General features: G+C 66.5%; 14 protein-coding genes and 1 other RNA gene. 8 read left to right on the forward strand and 7 right to left on the reverse strand.

All coding sequences use genetic code 11. The features are described from left to right. Positions 1-53: 53 nt before the first annotated feature. Positions 54-1,760, forward strand: coding sequence for an assimilatory sulfite reductase (NADPH) hemoprotein subunit (gene cysI, locus ACCQ03_RS16620; protein ID WP_209225859.1), 1,707 nt, complete (start codon positions 54-56; stop codon positions 1,758-1,760). Then, positions 1,757-2,482, forward strand: a complete 726-nt coding sequence (locus ACCQ03_RS16625; protein ID WP_209225857.1) for a phosphoadenylyl-sulfate reductase — start codon at positions 1,757-1,759, stop codon at positions 2,480-2,482. The genes cysI and ACCQ03_RS16625 overlap by 4 nt, the downstream gene beginning before the upstream one ends. 136 nt (positions 2,483-2,618) lie before the next feature. Here ACCQ03_RS16625 and ACCQ03_RS16630 read toward each other — a convergent pair whose 3' ends face one another. The 3 genes from ACCQ03_RS16630 to ACCQ03_RS16640 all read right to left on the reverse strand — a co-directional run bounded on the left by ACCQ03_RS16630 (position 2,619) and on the right by ACCQ03_RS16640 (position 6,856). Then, positions 2,619-4,220, reverse strand: a complete 1,602-nt coding sequence (locus ACCQ03_RS16630; RefSeq protein ID WP_209225855.1) for a PepSY-associated TM helix domain-containing protein — start codon at positions 4,218-4,220, stop codon at positions 2,619-2,621. Next, entirely contained in the window at positions 4,220-6,223 is a 2,004-nt protein-coding gene (locus ACCQ03_RS16635; RefSeq protein ID WP_209225884.1) for a TonB-dependent receptor, read from the reverse strand. Before ACCQ03_RS16635 ends, ACCQ03_RS16630 begins: the two co-directional genes overlap by 1 nt. 195 nt (positions 6,224-6,418) lie before the next feature. Beyond that, entirely contained in the window at positions 6,419-6,856 is a 438-nt protein-coding gene (locus ACCQ03_RS16640) for a DUF2946 family protein (protein ID WP_057661167.1), read from the reverse strand. 302 nt (positions 6,857-7,158) lie between these two features. On the opposite strand from ACCQ03_RS16640, the gene ACCQ03_RS16645 reads away from it, so the two are divergent. Both ACCQ03_RS16645 and ACCQ03_RS16650 read left to right on the forward strand, forming a co-directional pair. Beyond that, entirely contained in the window at positions 7,159-8,355 is a 1,197-nt protein-coding gene (locus ACCQ03_RS16645) for a sensor histidine kinase (RefSeq protein ID WP_057661169.1), read from the forward strand. Positions 8,356-9,107: 752 nt separating this feature from the next. Further along, a non-coding RNA gene (locus ACCQ03_RS16650) (sX9 sRNA) lies at positions 9,108-9,182 on the forward strand. A gap of 13 nt (positions 9,183-9,195) precedes the next feature. Here the strand turns inward: ACCQ03_RS16650 and ACCQ03_RS16655 are convergent. Further along, positions 9,196-9,477, reverse strand: a complete 282-nt coding sequence (locus ACCQ03_RS16655) for a hypothetical protein (protein ID WP_209225853.1) — start codon at positions 9,475-9,477, stop codon at positions 9,196-9,198. 8 nt (positions 9,478-9,485) lie between these two features. Next, the gene (locus tag ACCQ03_RS16660; RefSeq protein WP_209225851.1) at positions 9,486-10,469 is read right to left on the reverse strand and encodes a LysR family transcriptional regulator; all 984 of its coding nucleotides are present in this window, start codon (positions 10,467-10,469) and stop codon (positions 9,486-9,488) included. Between the two features lie 164 nt (positions 10,470-10,633). On the opposite strand from ACCQ03_RS16660, the gene cobA reads away from it, so the two are divergent. From cobA to ACCQ03_RS16680, 4 genes are all read left to right on the forward strand, one after another. After that, positions 10,634-11,836 (forward strand): uroporphyrinogen-III C-methyltransferase, encoded by a 1,203-nt coding sequence (gene cobA / locus ACCQ03_RS16665; protein WP_209225849.1) that lies wholly within the window; start codon positions 10,634-10,636, stop codon positions 11,834-11,836. A gap of 16 nt (positions 11,837-11,852) precedes the next feature. Further along, positions 11,853-12,812 carry a cysteine synthase A gene (gene cysK, locus ACCQ03_RS16670; protein ID WP_017155477.1) on the forward strand — a complete coding sequence of 320 codons (960 nt, stop codon included), beginning with the start codon at positions 11,853-11,855 and terminating at the stop codon, positions 12,810-12,812. Positions 12,813-13,115: 303 nt separating this feature from the next. Beyond that, positions 13,116-13,622: a methyltransferase family protein gene (locus ACCQ03_RS16675; protein WP_017155478.1), complete on the forward strand. Its 507-nt coding sequence runs from the start codon at positions 13,116-13,118 to the stop codon at positions 13,620-13,622. 194 nt (positions 13,623-13,816) lie between these two features. Next, positions 13,817-14,356: an O-acetyl-ADP-ribose deacetylase gene (locus ACCQ03_RS16680; RefSeq protein ID WP_209225847.1), complete on the forward strand. Its 540-nt coding sequence runs from the start codon at positions 13,817-13,819 to the stop codon at positions 14,354-14,356. Positions 14,357-14,572: 216 nt separating this feature from the next. Here the strand turns inward: ACCQ03_RS16680 and ACCQ03_RS16685 are convergent, their stop codons facing one another. Then, complete coding sequence (locus ACCQ03_RS16685) at positions 14,573-15,577, reverse strand: class I fructose-bisphosphate aldolase (protein WP_003487259.1); 1,005 nt, start codon at positions 15,575-15,577, stop codon at positions 14,573-14,575. Positions 15,578-16,279: 702 nt separating this feature from the next. After that, complete coding sequence (pyk, locus tag ACCQ03_RS16690) at positions 16,280-17,746, reverse strand: pyruvate kinase (RefSeq protein WP_011348424.1); 1,467 nt, start codon at positions 17,744-17,746, stop codon at positions 16,280-16,282. Positions 17,747-17,791 lie beyond the last annotated feature (45 nt).

The following is a 17,791-nucleotide window of genomic DNA, read 5'->3' on the forward strand; positions in this document are numbered from 1 at the left end:
TCCGACCAACTGCGCCGTTTTTCACGATTCCCCATTCCCGATTTCCGATTCTCATGAGCCACTCTGTCGAAGACATCAAATCCGAAAGCCGCCGTCTGCGTGGGTCGCTGGAACAGAGCCTGGCCGATGCGGTGACCGGTGCGTTGCGTGAGGACGATCAGACCCTGATCAAGTACCACGGCAGCTACCAGCAGGACGACCGCGACATCCGCGACGAGCGGCGGCGGCAGAAGCTGGAGCCGGCGTACCAGTTCATGATCCGCACGCGCACGCCGGGCGGAGTGATCACGCCCACGCAGTGGTTGGCACTGGATGGCATCGCCACCCGTTATGCCAATCATTCGCTGCGCGTCACCACGCGCCAGGCCTTCCAGTTCCATGGCGTGATCAAGCGCGAATTGAAGGCCACCATGCAGGCCATCAATGCCACCCTGATCGATACGCTGGCCGCCTGCGGCGATGTCAATCGCAACGTGCAGGTGGCGGCCAATCCGCTGCTCTCAAAGGCGCACGCCACGCTGTACGCCGATGCGGCGCGCGTCTCCGAACACCTGCTCCCCAACACACGGGCTTACTACGAAATCTGGCTGGACGAAGAGCGCGTGTCCGGCTCCGGCAGCGAGGACGAGCCGATCTACGGCGAGCGCTATCTGCCACGCAAGTTCAAGATCGGCTTCGCCGCACCGCCGCTCAACGACGTGGACGTGTTCGCCAACGATCTTGGTTTTATCGCGACCCTGCGCGACGGCGAGCTACTGGGCTACAACGTCAGCATCGGTGGCGGCATGGGCGCCTCGCACGGCGATGCCGAGACCTGGCCGCGCGTGGCCAACGTGATCGGCTTCGTGAGCCGCGACCAGTTGCTCGATATCGCCACTGCCGTGGTCACCACGCAACGCGACCTAGGCAACCGTGCGGTGCGCAAGCGCGCGCGCTTCAAGTACACCATCGACGACCACGGGATGGACACCATCGTGGCCGAGATCGAGCGCCGCGCCGGGTTCGCCCTGCAACCGGCGCAGCCGTTCGCGTTCGACCACAACGGCGACCGCTATGGCTGGGTCGAAGGCGAAGACAGGCTGTGGCACCTGACCCTGTCCCTGCCGGCCGGCCGCATTGCCGACACCGACACCGCAGCGCATCTGAGCGGGCTGCGCGCAATCGCGCAGTTGAACATTGGCCAGTTCCGCATGACGCCCAACCAGAATCTGGTGATCGCCGGCGTGCCGGCCAGCGAGCGCGGACGTGTCGATGCGCTGGTGGTGCAGTACGGGCTGGATGCCGGCAACCGCGCCGCCACCGCCCTGGCGCGCGGCGCAATGGCCTGCGTGGCACTGCCTACCTGCGGCCTGGCGATGGCCGAAGCCGAGCGCTACCTGCCCGATTTCAGCGCCGCGCTGCAGCCGCTGCTGCAGCAACACGGACTGGCCGACACGCCGATCGTGCTGCGCTTGTCCGGTTGCCCGAACGGCTGCTCGCGCCCATACCTGGCCGAGATTGCGCTGGTGGGCAAGGCGCCCGGGCGCTACAACCTGATGCTGGGTGGCGACCGTCGCGGCCAGCGGCTCAATACGCTGTACCGCGAAAACATCACCGAGCCGGAGATCCTGGCCGCATTGGAACCGCTGCTGGCGCGCTATGCCACCGAAGGCGACCACGCCAACGATGAAGGCTTCGGCGATTTCCTGCATCGCGCCGGCGTGATCGCATTGCCGCCCTACCCCACGCACCGTCGCCTCGACCTGGAATTGCTCGCATGACCGCGCTGCCTGCTGCATCGATCACCTCTTCCGCGTTCGACGATCTGGACGCGCTCAATGCGCAGCTGGAAGGGCTGCGTGCCGACCAACGCGTGGCCTGGGCGCTGCAGCATGGCCCGCAGAACGCGGCGCTGTCGTCCAGCTTCGGCGCGCAATCGGCGGTCACCTTGCATCTGCTCAGTCAGCAGCGCCCGGACATCCCGGTGATCCTGGTCGACACCGGATACCTGTTTCCGGAAACCTACCGCTTCGCCGATGCCCTGACCGACCGACTCAAGCTCAATCTCAAGGTGTATCGCCCGCTGGTCAGCCGCGCCTGGATGGAAGCGCGCCACGGCCGCCTGTGGGAGCAAGGCATGGTCGGCATCGATCAATACAACAATCTGCGCAAGGTCGAACCGATGCGCCGGGCCCTGGACGAACTCGAGGTGGGCACCTGGTTTACCGGCCTGCGCCGCAGCCAGTCCGGCGGCCGCGCGCAGACGCCGATCGTGCAAAAGCGCGGCGAACGCTACAAGATCAGCCCGATCGCCGACTGGACGGATCGCGACGTGTGGCAATACCTGCAAGCGCACGATCTGCCGTATCACCCGCTGTGGGAACAAGGCTACGTGTCCATCGGCGATTTCCACACCACTCGTCGCTGGGAACCCGGCATGCGCGAAGAAGACACGCGTTTCTTCGGCCTGAAGCGCGAGTGCGGCATCCACGAAGAGATCTAGCGGCAGAGCCGCCCGCTGCCGGCTGCACGTGTGCGGGCGACGCGTTCACCCGCATCTGCGGCAGCTGGATGGACATGCGAGATCCAGGATGCAACGGCAACGCGCTGCGCGCTGCACTCACTCAAAAGCGCGCGCATCAACCCGCCAAGGCATCGGCGTGTGCGCGCCGCATCCAGTAACGATCGAACGCCCACATCAGCACCAGCGACAGGCCGACCAGCGGGAAGATCAGACCGCACAGCACCAGCAACGCCATCAGGCCGCGTAATGTGCGCGGGTCGGCCGGCAACGGCGGTACGCCCAAGCCACCGCTGGGGCGGCGCTTCCACCACATCACCGCAGCGCTGACGCACAACAGCACGATGGCGATGCAGGCCAACAACAGGATCAACTGGTTGGCAGTGCCGTATTGCTGGCCCAGGTGCACATTGATGCCCCATTCCAGCAGCTTGGCCAGCGGCCCGTAGTCGCGATAGCGCATGTCCAGCAATACCGCACCGCTGTACTGATCCAGATGGATCACCCGCTGCCGCCGCAGATCGGCCGGGTACACCGACGCGGTATAGACCCCGGTCGCACCACGCGGCGGCGCCACGCTATATCCCGGCTGGATGCCGCGTGCCTGAAAGCGCGCCATCGCGGCATCCAGGCCGATCGCGCCGCGTCCCGGCGCAGCGAATCCAGCCGAATCGCCGTGATCGGCATGCACGTTGTCTGCCGAGTGCGCGTGTCGGGCCGCGTGCTGCGACTGCGCCAGGTGCCCTGCGTGATCTTCGTTGCCTGCGTGGGCTGCATTTGCCGAGGGCGCGCCATGCCCGGAGTGCTCGACATGGTCGTCGGCCACCTGCAACGCAGGTGCTTGTTCGCCATGCGCGTGTTGTTCCGCCGCGCCAGCGCGCTGTGCAGGCACCACCGATTCCGGCAGGCGCGCCTGCCGCAGCGACCACGCCGGCTCGCCGCTGTCGGCCAAGCGTTGCTGCGACATCGGCTGCTGCACGCGCAACCCGGCGGGATAGCCGAAATCATGCCCATTGGCCCAGCGATTGACCTGCGCACCCCACAGCCACGACCACGGCATGCCGGTCAGCACCAGGAACAGCAGGATCGCACCAACCCCGGCACCGGTCACTGCGTGCAGGTCGCGCCAGAACCGCCGCTGCTTCGGCTTGCCGCGCACGCTGATCACGCCGCCGCGTCGTCCGCGCGGCCACCACAGATACACCCCCGTGAGCACCAGCACGATGGCCCATCCGCCGGCCATTTCGATCAGGCCGCGCGCATATGGCCCCACCAGCGCAAGACTATGCAGCCGGCGGATCGTCCAGCTCAGCGTGCCGTGCTCGGGCAAGGCACCCAACACCCGCGCACGGTATGGGTCGACATACACCACCTGCCGCACGCCGTGCGCGTCCACCAGCCCGATTTCGGCGCTCGCATCGGCGCGTTTGGGCGTGGTGTACACAAACAAGCTGCCGCCGTAGCGCCCTTGTGCAGCGGCAACCAACTGCTGTGCGGGCAGGCGCGCATCGCCTACCGGCACCACCTTCAACCCGTGGTGCACGCTGCGGTCGATGGCGTCCTGGTACAGGAACGCAGCCCCGGTCACCGCCAGCCAAATGATGAAAGGCAGCACGAGCAGCCCGGCATAAAAATGCCAGCGCCACACCGCGCGATAGAAGCGCCAGCGACTGGCTTGGCGTGCCTCGTCCACGCCACCGTGGTCAATCGTTGCGTGCATTAGAAGCTCCAATCCCACGACACCGACAACGCACGCCCATCGCCGGGCGAATAACCGGAGCTGCCGCTGTCGTACCAGGCGTACACATACGCGCGATCGGTGACGTTGCGCAGTTGCAGGCTGAGCGCATTGCGCGCATCCACCGCCCAGCGCGCGCCCAGGTTGAGCAAGGCGTAGCCGCCGGTGCGGCCCAACGTGTTGGTGCGTTCCAGGTAGTAATCGCCTTGTGCGTTGCCCCAGGCGCTCACCTGCACCGACGAACTGACCTGCCACTCCAGCCCGGCGGTGGCCAACCAGTGCGGCACGTTTTCGATCTCCTTGCCGCGCGTGGCCGGGGCGCTCGGATCGGGCGTGGCGATGCTGGCCTTCTGCCGCGAATACGAGACCCATGCACGCCAATGCTCGGCCGGCTGCAGGTTGAGCTGCGCATCCCAACCGCGCCGCAGGGTACGGCCGACATTGGCCACATCACCGATGCCGACCACGCCATTGACGCCAAAAATGGTCGCCACCTCGCCGGAGGCGCGCTGCTCCCAATACGCCAGGCGCCCATCCAGCAGGGACGACGGTGCGAACTTCAAGCCGGTCTCCCAGCCGTCGTTGATCGAGGGCCCCAGATTGCCGGGCTGGCGGCGGTAGGCGCCATCGCCGCTGCCGATCTGGAACGTGCGCCCCCAGTTCGCATACACGCTGCCCTGCTCGCCCACGCGGTAGCTGGCACTGAACTTGGGTTGCTTGATGGTGCCGTAGTCGTAGGTTGGCGCGACGACGCCGGCCAGCACGTCGTGCAGCTGTCCATCGACACGATCGATGCGATACCCCGGCACCAGCTGCAGGCGTGCAATCGGGGTCAGCACCGCCTGCACATACGCACCACGCGTGCGCAGGTCGTAGTCCCAATCGCGTAGTTGTGCCCCGCGCACACGCGCCACGGTGCGATACCGCTGCGATTGGTTGTCCTGCCACTGCGCATCCACCCCGGCTTCCAGGTTGGCCTGCAGCGCGCCCCAGTCCGGCTGCCAGTTGCTACGCAGCAGCAGCCCGCGATGGGTTTCGTCGGTATCGCGTTCCTGCTGCAGCCCGGCCGCAGAAAACCGTACCCAGCGTTGATTGTGGTAGTCGTTCTGGTAGGCCTTGGCGCTCCATTGCGCCTGCTCGCCGAGCGCACCGTCCGCATGCAACGCAGTCTGGCTCGTGCGACGCTCGCTGCGGTCGTCCTGCGCATAGTCCGGCGAGCTGCGCGGCGCCGCACGTGCGGTGGCGGCATCCAGATAGCCGGCTTCCAAGGCATGGTTGTCGTAGTACCGCGTGGTGAGCCCTGCGCGGAATGCACCGTCCGGGTCGGTGTAGAACCACTTGCCCGCCACGCTGCGTTTGCGTGCGTCGGCATGATCGCGATAGCCGTCCGAGTCGCGCCAGGCCAGCACATAGTTCTGGCTCCAGACGCCCTGTTCGAACCCCTTGCTCAGTTGCACCTCGCGCGCATCGAAGCTGCCGGCCGTCACGCTCAAGCGGCCGTCGTTGCCGCCGGTACGGGTGAGCACGTCCACGCTGCCGGCAATGGCATTCAAGCCATAGCGCGCGTCGTTGGTGCCGCGCACGATCTCGATGGCGCTGATGTCCTGCGGAAATACCGCGTCCAGATACGGCATGGCGCCGGCGTTGTCGTTGCTGGGGATGCCGTCGATCAGCAGTTTCACCGCATTGATGCGTCCTTCGCCATTGAATCCGCGAAACGAAAAACGCCCTGCATCGGTACCCATGCGGAACTGGGTAACCTGCACCCCGGGCGCGCGCATCAGCAGCTCCCAGCTGTAGTCCACATGCTGATCGTGCAGCAGCTCGCCACCGATCACATCCACCGAGCTCAGCACGCGCACCGTACTCGGGCTGCGCTGCGCATGCTCGCTCACCTGCAGCTTGCCCAGGGTGAGTGCCGCGTCTTGCGCCTGCACATCACATGCAGGCCCCCACACCAACGCCAACGACGGCGCGCACCACATCGCTTTCAACAACCGCAGACGCATGACCAACCCTTCGCCGTGACTGCACGGCCGCACAGCCGTGCGCTGCCACCGTCGCGGCGCGCATCGGCATCACTGGATAAGAAGCGAGTCGCCCGCACTGCCCGGCAGTGACGCCGACAACCTCAGGCGCGCACGGGGCATTGCTGCATGGACGCCCGCACAGGGGCCAGCTTATGCAGCCAGCGGTGGTCCGCGTGCGCCGAGTGCGGCCCATCGAAAGACCGCGCGTGCGCTTGCCTGGGTGACCGCCGGAGCCGGCGTCGGCCGCAGCTGCAGCAGGCACAGCAACGCCACGATGAGCACTGGCAGCAAGCGTGCGGCCAAGACGCAGTAATCGCAGGCTTCACCATGCGTCGCTGCGTCGTGGCTGCCGGCGTGCTGCGTGTTCACTACGGCGCCGGGCTGCGCGTCCACGGCCATAGCTGGCGGCTGGGTTCGATGGCCGGCATGCAGCGAGCTCTCTGCCGACAGGGCCGGAACGCCCATGCACATCGGCTCGCTCGGCTGCGCCTGGCTCCAGCGGCTGATCAGCGGAGCGACCAGCATCAGCACCACCGCCAGACAGGCAAGCAGGGGCAACAACCGGTGGCGACGGGACAAACGCAGCATGCCTGGAAGTGTAAGCCGCCACGCAAGCCGGGGCGATGGTCGCGGCCGATGCGCGACCGGATGTCGCACCCGGTTGCACCGGTCGCCCCGAATGATCCGCGCCCAGGCATGCGCCGGAACCGGCGCGCCAGAATCGGCTGGGCCTGCCGCTTCAGCTTCCGAGCCCGTTGACCGCACGCCGGACGCGTCACGCGTCGCCGTGCTGGTCGGCAGTCACACTTTCGTCCGGCCTCTGTGACCGTAGACACATGATGAGCCTTGGCATGCCCTATGCTTGCCGCTTCCACCTTGTAGCTGCGCGCATGAGCACCATCCTGTCCGATCGAGCGGCCGAACCGCTTCCCTGCGCACCCAAGCCTCCCAGCGAAGCATTGCGTCTCCAGGCGCTGCGCAGCTACGGCATTCTCGACACCCCGCGCGAAGCGGCCTTCGAAGACATCACCCGGCTTGCCTCGATCATCTGCCAGACGCCGATCGCGCTGATCAGCCTGGTCGACGCGGACCGCCAGTGGTTCAAGAGCGAGCTCGGGATGGGCGAGCGCGAGACCCCATTGTTCAAGTCGATGTGCGCGCACGCGCTGCTCGACAACGATGTGCTGGTGGTGCCGGACACGCGCGAAGACATCCGCTTTTCGCGCAATCCGCTGGTCACTGGCGAAGCACCGCTCTATTTCTATGCAGGTGCCTTGCTGAAGACGCCCGACGGCCTGCCGCTGGGCACGGTCTGCGTCCTGGACCGGAAACCACGCCAGCTCACCGACGAGCAGGTGGAAGCCCTGCGTGCACTGGCACGCCAGACCATGGCGCAGCTGGAACTGCGCCGCGCACTGGCCATCGCCGAGGAATCGGATCGCTACCGCAGCCGCCTGATGGCCATCGCCGGGCATGATCTGAAGACCCCGCTGCGCACTGCCGCCTACGCCATCGACAAGATGCGCCGGCATGCCAACGTCGACTCCATTCCGACCTTGGTGACCGCACGCGATGCGATCAGCCTGGTCGGCCGCAGCCTGGACGAGCTGGCCACGCTGGCCGCCGCAAGCGAGGCCGCCATGCCGGACCTGCAGCCGCTGCAGCTGGAAGACGTGCTGCATTCGGTTCTCGGCGTGTGGCGTCAACCGGCCATCGACAAGTACCTGGCCCTTCGCTACGTGCACACCTCGCTGCGCGTGCGCAGCCACCCCACACTGCTGACCACCTTGATCGGCAACCTGGTCGGCAATGCCATCAAGTACACCGAGCGTGGCCGCGTGCTGGTCGGCACTCGTCGCCGCCCCGGTTTTGCGGAAGTGGACATCATCGACAGCGGCATCGGCTTGAACATGGACCATCCCGAGCAGGTCTTCCAGGCGTTCCGCCAGGCCGACCCGCGCAGCGACGGTTTGGGCATCGGCCTGTGGATCGTGCATCGCACTGCCGAGACGTTGGGCTGCGAGGTGGACGTCCGGCCACGGCCGCAGGGCGGCACCTGTTTTTCGGTGCGGATTCCCTTGGCTTGACGATGCGTGGCTCGCAGCGTGTTCGGGCTTCGCGGCGTACGCCTGGGGTCGCACCGGTTTGGGCATCGGGCTATGGCCGGACCAGAGCGCGCCGGCCCTTCCATCGCGTCGAGCCGACGTTGCAGCTGCCCGCGCCACGCCAAGTCGCGCGTCAACGGCGACCGCTGAGCCCCGGCAACCCGCCGCAGGTGTAAGAATCCAGCCCGGCCCTGATCGCGCACTGCCTGCACTGCATCGGGCACGGCTTGGCGCCGTTCCAGCTTCAACCGGGATGCCGCTGCGGAACACAAAAAAGGCGGACCCGGGCTCCCGACCCGGGTCCGCCGCCAAGCACGCCAGGCCTCTCCCCAGGGACCCGGATGCGCCAGTCGCCCTGTGCACAGCCTCGTGCAACAGTGATGCGACAGCGCTAGCAACCCTTCGACGACACCGCGAAACACACCGGCAATGCGATCCCCTGCATCGCCAGCTCTGCGCCGTCCACCCCTAGACGTTCGAGAGTGTCGCGTCATGGTTGCTATAAAGGTTTTCGACAACGCAGCGCGCAACTTGATGCGCCCGGTCGACGCCGGCTGCATCGCCCTGACACGGGTAGGGAAAATCACCCACAGCACACCTGGCAGCGCTGTCGGGAACGCACGCATTCCATTGATCCTATGAGTATTTTTTTGCTGCGATTGCGCTGCAGCGCAGCACCGAAGGTCGCGCGCACGCACGGATGACGCGGCCGATGGCCCATGTGTGGAACGACCATGCGCGCACGTCCACTCCGGCTCCGGTGCGCCGTCCATTCCGCCCGACGACTGCTCGCCAGGGGCGTGTTAACGCTATATCGCGGCCTCAGGCCTCGGACGCATCCGCATCCTGGCGCGCGAACCACGCGGCCGAATGCACCTCCTCGGCCGCAACCTCCAGCGCCTTGCGCAGCACGTCCAGCGGAATCTGCACACGCGCGCTGCCCGCCTGCACCGCCACCCATAACGCTTCGTCGCGCGGGTCGGCGAGCACCGTCAGTACCTCATGTTCGCGACCCTCGATCCTGGCCGACAGCTGCAGCGACATGCCGCCGTCCGGCTCGGACGACCATAGCCTGCTCAGTGCCGGACGCAATGGCTCGGTCATCGTGCCGCTCAGCTGGTGATGGTCTGGGTCAACGATTCCCAGGTCGGCGGCAGTGGCCAGTTCGGCGCCTGGTTACCGTCCAGCACCCGGCGCAGATCGCGCTTGTCGATTTGCGGCGCGAGCACATGCACCAGATCCAGCGCGTAGTCGCGCAGCACGCGGTCGCGCGGCAGCACCGCCCAGGCGATGCACTCGGCAATCGGCGCGGGCGCCGGCCAGGCGCGCAGATCCTCGTCGAACGCGTTGACCGCCATTTCCGCAACCAATCCCACGCCAAGCCCTGCGCGCACATAGGTCTTGATCAGGTCGGCATCCAGCGCAGTGAGCGCGATGCTCGGCTCCAGCCCCACCTGCGCAAACGCGCGCTGCAGCGAGGAGCCCGGCCGGGTGGAGGATTCATAACTGATCAGCGGATGCTCGGCCAGCGCCTGCATGTCCGGTGCGGTGCGCGGGTGATCCAGTGCGTGCCCCCGCGGCACCACCACCAGCCGCCGCCAGCGGTACAGCGGCACTGCGATGCCGGCGCTCGGCTCGCCACCGGCGGTGCTGACCACCGCAATGTCCGCATCGCCCTGGCTGAGCAGATCCAGGGCCGCACTTTCGGCGGCCTGCTGCAGATGCACGCTCACTTGCGGGTAGGCATTCTTGATCTGCGCCACCGCCGGCGGCAGCACGAAGCGCGCCTGGGTATGAGTGGTGGTCAGGGTCAGCTGGCCCTGGCTTTCGCGGCGCTGGTTGGCCGCATAGGTGCGGATGTTGTTGGCCTCCGACAGCACCGCCCGCGCGCGCTCGATCACTTCCGCACCGGCCGGCGTCACTGCGTCCAGACTGCGTCCCTTGCGCACGAACAGCAGAAAGCCCAGTTCGTCTTCCAGCTGCTTGAGCTGCTTGGACAGGCCGGGCTGGGTCGCGTGCACGCGCGCGGCAGCCAGGGTGATGTTCAGCTCGGCATCGGCAATGGCGACCAGATAGCGAAGTTGGGTCAGCGTCATGGCTTATATCCAAAAAAGCGCGAGGCGCTACAAGGGCTTCGACTGTAGAGGAGTTCTGCGGTCCAGCTTATAACCGAACGCTATTTTCAGGATGGATGAAGTCATTTCCGACGGCTATAAGCCGGCGTTACGGTCTGGCGCTCCCTCTCTGATGCTACCGAACCGTGACTCCTGCGTTCCCGCTGCTTGCCGACCTGCGTGGCCGTGCCGTCCTGGTGGTCGGCGGCGGTGCCGATGCCGAACGCGTCACCGGCCAGCTGCTGCAGGCCGGTGCGCTGCCGCTGGTGGGCGCGCCCGCGCTCACCGCGCAGTTGCGGCACTGGGCGCAGTCCGGGCAGCTGCGCTGGTTGGCCGGTCGGTTCGAACCGGCATGGTTGGCGCAGTCCGACCAACCGCTATGGCTCACCATCGCCGCCAGCGAATCGGAAGCGCTCAACAACGCCCTGCGCGATGCGGCGAGCGCCCACCGGTTGCTGACCCACAACGCCGCGCCTGCGGCGTCCGCAACGGTTCCTGCGCGTTCCCCCACACCACGCAGCACGATCGGCACGCTGGCGCCCGGCAACGTGAGCCTGGTCGGCGCCGGCCCCGGCGATCCCGGCCTGCTCACCCGGCATGCGCTGCGCGCACTGCGCCAGGCCGAGGTGGTGCTGCACGACCGCCTGGTCAGCCCGCAGATCCTGCGCCTGGCTCGGCATGGCGCGCAGCTCATCGAGGTGGGCAAATCGGCGCAAGGCCATAGCACCCGGCAGGAACAGATCCATGCCCTGATGCTGGAACACGCCCGCGCCGGTCGCCGCGTGGTGCGGCTGAAGGGCGGCGACCCGTTCGTGTTCGGCCGCGGCGGCGAAGAACTGGAATTCCTGCGCGCGCACGCCATCGGCTTCCAGGTGATTCCCGGCATCTCCGCCGCCATCGCCTGCGCTGCGTATGCCGGCATCCCGCTCACCCACCGCGACCACGCGCAATCGCTGCGCCTGATTACCGCGCACTGCAAGGATTCGCTGGACACGCTGGACTGGCAGGCACTCGGCCAGGAGCGGCAGACGCTGGCGTTCTACATGGGCGTGGCCGGCCTGGACGCCATCCAGCAGCGGCTGCTGCAGGCCGGGCGCGCAGCCTCCACCCCGTTTGCGCTGGTCGAAAACGGCTCGCGCCCGCAGCAACGCGTGATCACCGGCACGCTCGCCAGCCTGGCCGTCAGCGCCCGGCAGCATGCCGTGGCCGCTCCGGCGCTGCTGATCCTGGGCGAGGTGGCGGCGCTGGCGCAGACGCTGCACTGGTTCGGCAGCGCGCCGCTGGGCGCCTCGCCGCCGCACTCACCCGGCGCAACGCCCCACACGCCCACACTGGCCCACGCAGCCTGATTCCGACGGAGACCCCATGGCCCTGTACGACAACATCCTCGACACCATCGGCCGCACCCCGGTGGTCAAGCTCCAACGCCTCGCCCCGGACAACGTGACCTTGTACGTCAAGGTCGAATCGTTCAATCCCGGCGGCTCGGTCAAGGACCGGCTGGCGCTGGCGATCATCCTGGACGCCGAACAACGCGGCCTGCTCAAGCCCGGCGACACCATCGTCGAAGCCACCTCCGGCAACACCGGCGTTGCACTGGCGATGGTGGCCGCAGCGCGCGGCTACAAGTTCGTCGCCACCATGGTGGAAACCTTCTCCATCGAACGCCGCAAGCTGATGCGTGCCTATGGCGCCAAGGTCATCCTGACCCCGGCGGCCGAGCGCGGCAGCGGCATGGTGCGTAAAGCGAAGGAGCTGGCCGAACAGCACGGCTGGTTCCTGGCCAGCCAGTTCGCCAATCCCGCCAACCCCGCCTATCACCGCAACACCACCGCTGCCGAGATCCTGCGCGATTTCGCCGGCCACCGGCTGGACCATTTCGTCACCGGCTGGGGCACCGGCGGCACCCTCACCGGCGTGGGTGAGGTCCTGCGCGTTGCGCGCCCGGAGGTGCGCATCACCGCCTCCGAGCCGGCTGGCGCCGCCTTGCTGCAAGGCCAGGACTGGAAGCCGCACAAGATCCAGGGCTGGACTCCGGACTTCGTGCCCGAGGTGCTCAACCGCGAGGTCGCCCATGAGGTCCTGAGCGTGGAAGACACCGACGCCATCACCGTCGCGCGCCGCCTGGCTGCCGAAGAAGGCATCTTCACCGGCATCTCCGGCGGTGCCACCGTCGCCACCGCCCTGCGCGTGGCCGAAGGCGCGGTGCCTGGCGCCGTGATCCTGGCGATGTTGCCCGACACTGGCGAACGCTACTTCTCCACCCCGCTCTTTGCCGACATCAACGAAGGCTCCGACGACGACTGGCTGGCCGGGCTGCCCTGATCGGGCACAGGCGATGACCAGACCTGAAGCCGCGCAATGCGCGGCTTTTTTTCGGCCCCGGCCGAACCGCGCACGTGCGCCGAAAGACGCTGCGTCGCGGCGGCCACTTCGTACCCACGATCCGTGGCCGTCGTCGCGAGGCAACAGCGCACGCGGTCATGCCGAATCGGGCACGTGACAGGTGCCCGGCACGTCTTGCGGTCTGGGCGCAGCGTCCGTTCCCTTTCCGGGTGTCGGCACGCCCGCACTCCCGTCCATGTCAAGGAAACGTTAGGATGGCGGCCGTGATGTAGGGAGAGATGTGTGAGCAACCAGCCGTATGGACACAGCGAGACCCGCGCCGCGCGGGCGCCATGGCTGGTAAAAATGACCTCCCCGGTCCACTTTGCGCTGGCCCTGGGGCTGGGCGCATGGTTGCAAGAGGCGCTGGATCTGCCCCTCCCGCCTCCCTCGCCGCTGGCCTGGATCGAATTGGCTGGCGGCGGCATCGCCTGTCTTGGCCTGGCGCTGGCGGTCAGCTGCTTTGTCCTGTTTGCGCGTCGGCGCACCACCATCATGCCCAGCGGCCATCCCTCGCGCCTGGTGCTGGACGGCCCGTATCGCGTCACCCGCAACCCGATGTACCTGGCCTTGGTGCTGAGCTACCTCGGCCTGTGCCTGCAACTTGGCCTGCTGTGGGCGGTTGCGTTGGTGCCGCTGCCGTGGCTTGCGCTGCAGCGCTACGTCATCCCGTTCGAAGAGGCGCGTCTGCGCGCCGAATTCGGCCGCCACTACAACGACTACTGCGCGCGTGTCCGCCGCTGGGTGTAGACGCAACACGCGTTACCGCGCGTGGCAATGGTTGCTGCCGATCGCTCCGGGAGAGCTTCCAGATGTCGCGAGACGGCATACAGTGCGACCGGTCAGACAGTCGCAGCAGATGAGATGACTGGCCGATAGCGTGCGGATTCCGCAGCGTGCTCCCCATCACGCGCCCATCATGCAATTCGCATAATTATCGCGCTATGAGAATCGAAGTCTGGCAAGGCGACATCACCGAACTCGACGTTGACGTCATCGTCAACGCCGCCAACGAATCACTGCTCGGCGGTGGTGGCGTCGATGGCGCCATCCACCGCGCCGCCGGCCCGCGCTTGCTGGAAGCCTGCGAAGCGTTGCCACAGGTGCGCCCGGGCGTGCGTTGCCCTACCGGCGAAATCCGCATCACCGACGGGTTCAATTTGAAGGCACGCCATGTCTTCCATACCGTTGGCCCAGTGTGGCGCGACGGCAAGCACAACGAGCCCGAACAACTGGCCAACTGCTATTGGCAGTCGCTGAAACTCGCCGAACAGATGATGCTGCATTCGATCGCATTCCCGGCGATCAGCTGCGGCATCTACGGCTATCCGCTGTACCAGGCCGCGCGTATCGCGGTGACCGAAACGCGCGATTGGCAGCGCTCGCACAAGGTGCCCAAGCACATCGTGTTGGTGGCCTACAACGACGCGACCTACAAGGCCTACCAGCAGGCCTTGGCCATGCAGGAAACTGCGGCGGCCTGAGGTTGGATCGAGTTGGCAGCATGCCGCCTCGGCCGGCTGCGCGAGCAAGTTGATTGAGCGATCGACTGAGCAAAGGGCGCCGAACGGCGCCCTTTGCGTTTTCCGCACGGCATCGGCGTGCACCTGCGGATGCCGCAAACGAAAACGCCGGCATCGCTGCCGGCGTTTTCGTTTTCGTTTCATCGACGCGGCGACCCTGCAGCCGCCATCAATCGATCAACCCTTCCACTTACCCAGCGCGGCCAGGCCGTTTTCCTTCGCGCGCTCGTAGATGACCTGCTGCGCCTTGGCGAAGTTGCCGGTCATGTCCTTGGCCCACAGCTTCAGCGCGGCCTGCTGCATGGCGCGGCCGTAGGAGAAGCTCAGCGGCCACGGCAGATTGCCGAGCTGGTGCATTTCGTTGAGGTGGGCGGTGGACTGCTCGTCGGTCTGGCCGCCGGACAGGAACACGATGCCCGGCAGGATCGCCGGCACGGTGGACTTCAGGCACATCACGGTGGACTCGGCCACCTCTTCGATGCTGGCCTGCTCTTCGCAGCTCTTGCCGGAGATGACCATCGATGCCTTCAGGATGGTGCCTTCGAGCACGACGTTCTGCTCATACAGCGCACCGAACAGCGAGCGCAGCGTGGCTTCGGTCACTTCGTAGCAGGTTTCGATGTCGTGGCTGCCGTCCATGATCACTTCCGGCTCGACCATCGGCACCAGGCCCTGCTCCTGGCACAGCGCGGCGTAACGCGCCAACGCATGCGAGTTGGCCTCGATGCAGGTACCGGACGGGATGTCTTCGCCGATGTTGATGACCGCACGCCATTTGGCGAAGCGCGCACCCAGCGTGTAGTACTCCTCCAGCCGTGCACGCAAACCGTCCAGGCCTTCGGTGACCAATTCGCCCGGCATGCCGGCCAGCGGCTGCGCGCCCTTGTCGACCTTGATGCCCGGGATGATGCCGTGGGCAGTCATGTACTCGGCGAACGGCACGCCATCCTTGGTCTTCTGACGGATGGTCTCGTCGAACAGGATGGCGCCGGAGATGTAGTCGCTCAGCTTGGGCGTGGTCAGCAACAGTTCGCGGTAGGCGCGACGGTTCTCTTCGATGTTCTCGATGCCGACGCTGGCAAAACGCTTGGCGATCGTGCTGGTCGATTCGTCGATGGCGATGATGCCCTTACCCGGGGCGACCATCGCCTGGGCGGTTTCAGCAAGCTGTTCGATGCTCATGTAGTTCCTGTGGCAGCTGCGGGGGAGAACGAAAGTATAGCGACGAAAGTCGTACACATTCCTTCACGGAATGCCTGCAACCGATTACACGTGATCTGCGTGACAGGATGTGTGGTGATGCTCGCATCGCGGGAATCGGGAATCGGGAGTCGGGAGTCGGGAGTCGGGAGTCGGGAGTCGGGAGTCGGGAGTCGGGAGTCGGCAAGCAGAGCATGAGGTGCTGCTTGTTGCTTGCAGTGCTGATGCATTGCTTACATGACGTGCGCTGGCGCGGCTGGAACTGCGCCACGTCTGCGTTGATTGGCGTTTGTAGGTGTTGGCCTGTTGCATAGAGCCGGCTGCGGCCATAGAGCCGGCTACGGCGCGTGCTACGTCACGACGAGCACCTGCTAAGCGTCTATCCGGTCGTACCGCGCGTCGTTCAGCGTTGTTCCGTTTCGTCGACGCGCAGGAAAACCGAATCGCCGTCGTGGGTGGGCGTCGCCTTGCGGCATGCATGGCGCGCCATACCAGCGCCGTTATGGCGCGGCGACGATGCTGGGCTGGCTTTGCAGCCGCCGAACCCGGTCGTTGAGCAATACGCCGACCCGAGCACTCGCCGGTGCCCGGCAGTTCCACACAGCACGACGGCGGCCCTGGGGCCGCCGTCGTGTGTCGCGTCTGTTCCGGCTCAGGTCATGCGCCGGATGCAGTCGACAGGCGTTAGAGCTCGCCCAGACCGGTGGCGCGGCCGTCTTCGCCCACTTCCAGCAGGCGCAGCGTATTGGTGGCGCCGTGGGTTTCCATGTGCTCGCCACTGGTAAAGACCACGCGGTCGCCAGGCCCCATGCGCTCGTTCTCCACCAGCAGGCGGATCGCCGCACGTGCGGCCTCGCGCGGGGTCAGGCCGCGGCTGTCGAAGCTGATCGGGAACACGCCACGCATCATCGCCATCTGACGGCGCGCGCCATCGTGACGGGTAAAGGCGTAGATCGGCATATTGGAGCGGAAGCGCGACAGGAAGCGCGGCGTGCCGCCGGATTCGGTCAACGCCACCACGCCGCCCAGGCCGATGTGCTCGGACAGGAACATGGTCGCCATCGCAATCGCCTGGTCGGCGCGCTGCAGATTGCGTTGCGCCGCTTCGAAGTCGGTGTCGAATTCGAACTGGTGTTCGGCCCCCAGGCAGATGCGCGCCATCGCTTCCACCGCACGCACCGGATAGGCGCCGGCGGCGGTTTCGGCCGACAGCATCACCGCGTCGGTGCCGTCGATGACGGCATTGGCCACGTCCAGCACTTCGGCGCGGGTGGGGATCGGGCTTTCCACCATCGACTGCAGCATCTGCGTGGCGGTGATCACCACCTTGTTCTGCGCCAGCGACTCACGAATGATCTTCTTCTGCAGGCCCGGCAATTCGGCGTCGCCGATTTCCACGCCCAGGTCGCCACGCGCCACCATCACCACATCGGAGGCTTCGACGATCTCGACCAGGTTTTCGATCGCCTCGGTGCGCTCGATCTTGGACACCAGCTGTGCATCGCAGCCGTGCTGCTGCGCGATCTGACGCGCGTCGTGCATGTCCTGCGCATTGCGACAGAACGAGACCGCGATGAAGTCCACGCCGATCTTGGCCACGATACCGATCAGTTCCTTGTCGCGCTCGGTCAACGCGCCCAGCGACAAACCGCCGCCCTGCTTGTTGAGACCCTTGCGGTCGGACAGCACGCCATCGTTCAACACCTTGGTGACGATGCGCTCGCCCTGCACATCGGTCACCTGCAACTGCATCAGGCCATCGTCGAGCAGCAGCACGTCGCCGGCGGTCACGTCCTGCGGCAGACCCAGATAGCTGACACCAACCTGCGTCTGGTCGCCAGCCGGCGCGTTGGCATCGGCCACCAGGTCGAAGCGATCGCCCATGGTCAGCTTGATCTTGCCTTCGGCAAAACGTTCGATACGGATCTTCGGGCCCGGCAGGTCGGCCAGGATGCCGACTTCGGCACCGACGCGGGCCGCAGCGGCACGTACCTCGGCGGCGCGCTTGGCCTGGCCGGAGGGGTCGCCATGGCTGAAGTTGAGGCGCACCACGTTGACGCCCGCCTTGAACAGCGTATCCAGCACACCGGGCGCATCCGTTGCCGGTCCGAGGGTGGCGAGGATCTTGGTGCGGCGTTGACGTTCTTTCATGATGGCCTCCCTGTAAAAGCCGCGAAACTTAACACACACGTCACG

Origin of the sequence: Xanthomonas sp. NCPPB 3569 (genome assembly GCF_041475645.2) — a bacterium.
Taxonomy (GTDB): domain Bacteria; phylum Pseudomonadota; class Gammaproteobacteria; order Xanthomonadales; family Xanthomonadaceae; genus Xanthomonas; species Xanthomonas phaseoli.